The organism is Pseudogemmobacter bohemicus (assembly GCF_003290025.1).
Taxonomy (GTDB): Bacteria; Pseudomonadota; Alphaproteobacteria; order Rhodobacterales; family Rhodobacteraceae; genus Pseudogemmobacter; species Pseudogemmobacter bohemicus.
The window spans coordinates 1-3,232 of the sequence record NZ_QNHG01000014.1; the positions used below are offsets into that span (position 1 = coordinate 1).

The 3,232-nt window shown below is 56.2% G+C and carries 5 protein-coding genes; 4 read left to right on the forward strand and 1 reads right to left on the reverse strand.

Annotation, left to right across the window (positions count from 1 at the left end; all coding sequences use genetic code 11):
• Nucleotides 1-139: 139 nt before the first annotated feature.
• The gene (locus DRF71_RS27000) at nucleotides 140-436 is read right to left on the reverse strand and encodes a type II toxin-antitoxin system RelE/ParE family toxin (RefSeq protein WP_112313511.1); all 297 of its coding nucleotides are present in this window, start codon (nucleotides 434-436) and stop codon (nucleotides 140-142) included.
• Nucleotides 437-984: 548 nt separating this feature from the next.
• On the opposite strand from DRF71_RS27000, the gene DRF71_RS27005 reads away from it, so the two are divergent.
• The 4 genes from DRF71_RS27005 to DRF71_RS28915 form a co-directional block, all read left to right on the forward strand.
• Nucleotides 985-1,557, forward strand: a complete 573-nt coding sequence (locus DRF71_RS27005; protein ID WP_232831716.1) for a helix-turn-helix domain-containing protein — start codon at nucleotides 985-987, stop codon at nucleotides 1,555-1,557.
• Nucleotides 1,558-1,561: 4 nt separating this feature from the next.
• Nucleotides 1,562-1,951 carry a helix-turn-helix domain-containing protein gene (locus DRF71_RS27010; protein ID WP_157971304.1) on the forward strand — a complete coding sequence of 130 codons (390 nt, stop codon included), beginning with the start codon at nucleotides 1,562-1,564 and terminating at the stop codon, nucleotides 1,949-1,951.
• Nucleotides 1,952-2,305: 354 nt separating this feature from the next.
• Nucleotides 2,306-2,998: a helix-turn-helix domain-containing protein gene (locus DRF71_RS27015; protein ID WP_112313513.1), complete on the forward strand. Its 693-nt coding sequence runs from the start codon at nucleotides 2,306-2,308 to the stop codon at nucleotides 2,996-2,998.
• 17 nt (nucleotides 2,999-3,015) lie between these two features.
• The coding region (locus tag DRF71_RS28915; protein ID WP_232831717.1) for a hypothetical protein at nucleotides 3,016-3,232 on the forward strand (217 nt) is incomplete at its 3' end.

Below are 3,232 nucleotides of genomic sequence, written 5' to 3' on the forward strand. Positions count from 1 at the left end.
CCACCCCAAGGGCGCGGGCAACATAGGCGGGATCGTCGCCGCCATTTTCCATGACCGCTTCGAGATAAGCCGCAATGTCTTCCTCGGTCTTGAGGTAGTCAGCGGAATCGTAGCGGGCGAATTTCTCTTCCGGCATCGCTTAGCCCTTCCACTCTGCGGCCAGCACCTTGGCCTGTTTGATGTCTTTGCTCTGCGTGGACTTGTCGCCGCCACAAAGCAGGATCACGAGAACCGGGCCGCGCTGGATGAAATACACCCGGTAGCCCGGCCCGTAGTTGATCCGCAGTTCCGAAACACCCTCTCCGACCGACTCCACATCGCCGGGGTTCCCCGCTGCAAGGCGGTCCAGTCTGGCAGCGATGCGCGCAACCGCTCTGCGATCCCGCAAATCGGAAAGCCAGGTATCGAAGGTTCCGCTTCGGATTAACTCGATCATTCGACAACTATAGTTATCACGGGGGTGACTGACAACCAAAGTTATCACCTTCCTGCTCTAAGCAAATCCGAGGCTCGCCACGGGCGTTACCGGTGCATGTTCCCTCCCCCGCACCCCCACCCGTCACGCGCACACATGCGCGGAATCGTCCACTCGGCCCACAAGGGGCCTCGCGTCCGATGGCAAGCAAAAACTACACAGCCCGTCCGTAGGCGGGGGGTCGCCAGCCCCTTGGAAAGGCGCTCCCCCCCGGCGCGCAAGCGCGCCCGGACTGTGCATTTTTTGCCTGCCCTAAGATCATAAGAAGGGCAAAAAAAACATCGTTTTGAAACAGTGCCTTACTGCCCCCCCATAGGACACCAGAGTCCGGGGTAGAGGACTCTGGTGTCCTCTTAGGCCATTTATGTCCAAGAATATGACAGGCCGCCGAGCAGGGGTAGAGGACTCTGGTGTCCTATGCTGAGGTCATTTATGTCCAAAAACTTGACAAGGGCCGCATTCCTGCCAAATCTGTCCAGAATTTGGAAAAATTCGCCGGATAATAGACATTGGCAAAGCCGCCCCCCATTCCAGCAAAGCGCCCGCTCGGCACTTGGGTTCAAACTGACCGGGAAGCCCACGAGGCGTGGGCGATACTGGCAAAAAAGCCTGCTGCCAGCGCTGTGATGCACATTCTGTGCGCCAACCTCGGTGAGCATAATGCCGTGGTCATCAGCCAAGACACCATCGCCAAGCTGTGCGGCCTTTCCACACGGTCCGTCAGGCGCGCCATCGTCGATCTGGCTGAAGGCCGATGGATCGAGGTTCGCCAACTTGGCGCGACCAGCCAGACCAATGCCTATGTCGTCAACGACAGGGTGGCATGGCAGGGATCACGGGACGGACTGCGCTACAGCCTGTTTAGTGCGGCTGTAGTTGTGTCCGAAGAGGAGCAACCCGACCGCGCTGAACTCGACCAGCAAGCCCCCCTGCGACACCTACCACGCATCAGTGAGGGGCAGATACCCGGCGGCCCTGGCCTGCCGCCACCTTCGCAGCCGTTTCTAAAAGACATGGAGCCAGAATTGCCCACCATTGACCGGGCAATATCACCCAACTTTGACCAGCAGGAACAGGGGTGAAAAGGTGGACAAACTTTCCATACGCGAGGCGGTAAAACACTTTGATGTTTCCCGGCCAACCCTGCAAAAAGCCCTGAAATCTGGAAAGGTTTCAGGTGTTCAGAATGGACAAGGAACATGGACAATAGACCCATCAGAGATGGCAAGAGTTTACCAGCCAAGACAAGGTGAGGCGGTAAAGACCGTCGGTCAAGAACATGAAGTATTGTCCACCATGAACACCCTCTTACCCGGCCAATTTGAGACCCTCAAAGAGCAGCTCGCGGATGCTGAGAAACGCGCAGCGGTGGCCGAGGCACTGGCAGATGAACGAGGAAGGCACATCGAGGATCTGCGCAGGATGCTGCCTCCACCGCAAGGGACGCCGCCGCGCCGCCGCTGGTGGCCGTGGTAGGAACTCACTGCCGGACAGCGCAGACGGCTAAGCTCAGAAGGACAGGAATGGCACAGTATGCAAGGCGCACATGCAAATTCTGCGGGATACGAAAGCCCCAGCCAGAAATGCATCTTGTTAGCTATGAACCCGTAGGGGTGAACGGAAACCCACTTACGCCCCGAGACGTCTGGAGTTGCCAGCCCTGTTATTACAGGCAACTCGAAGAACTGCACCGTGAGAGCGCGCACAGATATAACGAACGAAACCGTAAAGGCTAACAGGGCCGGAATGCTTTGCATGGCATGCACAGACGCCGCTTGACACGCCAATCAAATCAACACATGGTTGCCCAGAAAACCAGAAGGATGTGACATGGGAGAACTTCGTAACCCTGATTTTGCAGCCCGCCTAGAGCGCGCATGCATCGACCACCCGCATTGCCCAACAGACCTATACCGAGGCAAGCAAAAATGGCTTCGGGAAGAGCTTAATGCCCTGGGCCAAGATTTCTCCGCTAGCGCAGAAGCGATCCGCAAATGGTTCGCCGGGGAGTCTCGGCCTCGCCCGAAGATGATGAAGGGCGTAGCAAAAGTCCTGAATGTCGATGAAGCGTGGCTGTCACTCGGCATCATGCCTGACATGACACAAGCAGAGAAAAAGAAGCGATCCAGAACGGCAGAGGGCGGAGCGCTACTCCTCGCGGGCCTGATCCAGATTTCAGGCGGAAACTCTACATTCCCCTCTCTGGGTGATGCCGACAGAGAGGATCTTCTCGCCATAATAAACGGCGATGCGGTGGAAATAGACGCGCCGCTCGCTAGGACACTACAAACAGGCCTTCACCTCTTCACAATCAAACGGGGATACGAGCACCGGAAGGTTGTGGGCGTAATCCCTCGAGGGTTCGGGGCGAAGATGATACTAATCCACAGAAAGTTGATTGACTCTGGGGAGCGAAGAGGAGACTATACGGAGATCGAGGTGTCCGAGTCCGATGGTCGTTTCTCCATAGGTTCAGCACGCCTCCCCGAAGTCACATCACTAGACATGCTTGCATCTGACTAAATCAGGGAGATTTTCCAATGCGAAAACACGCCTATCAGACAGCATCATACTACTGCGTCTCGAAACACGTCCCGGAATATTTTTTAAATGAAAATAGAGAGTTAGACGTTATTAAATTTGCAGAAGCGACCCGATGCGCCAAGCAGGCTTGCTATCAGCAGTTTTCGCGCAACTTGATCTCTCCCAAGTGGTTGCAGTGGATCGCCACACACACCTCGCAGCCAATGAATGAAC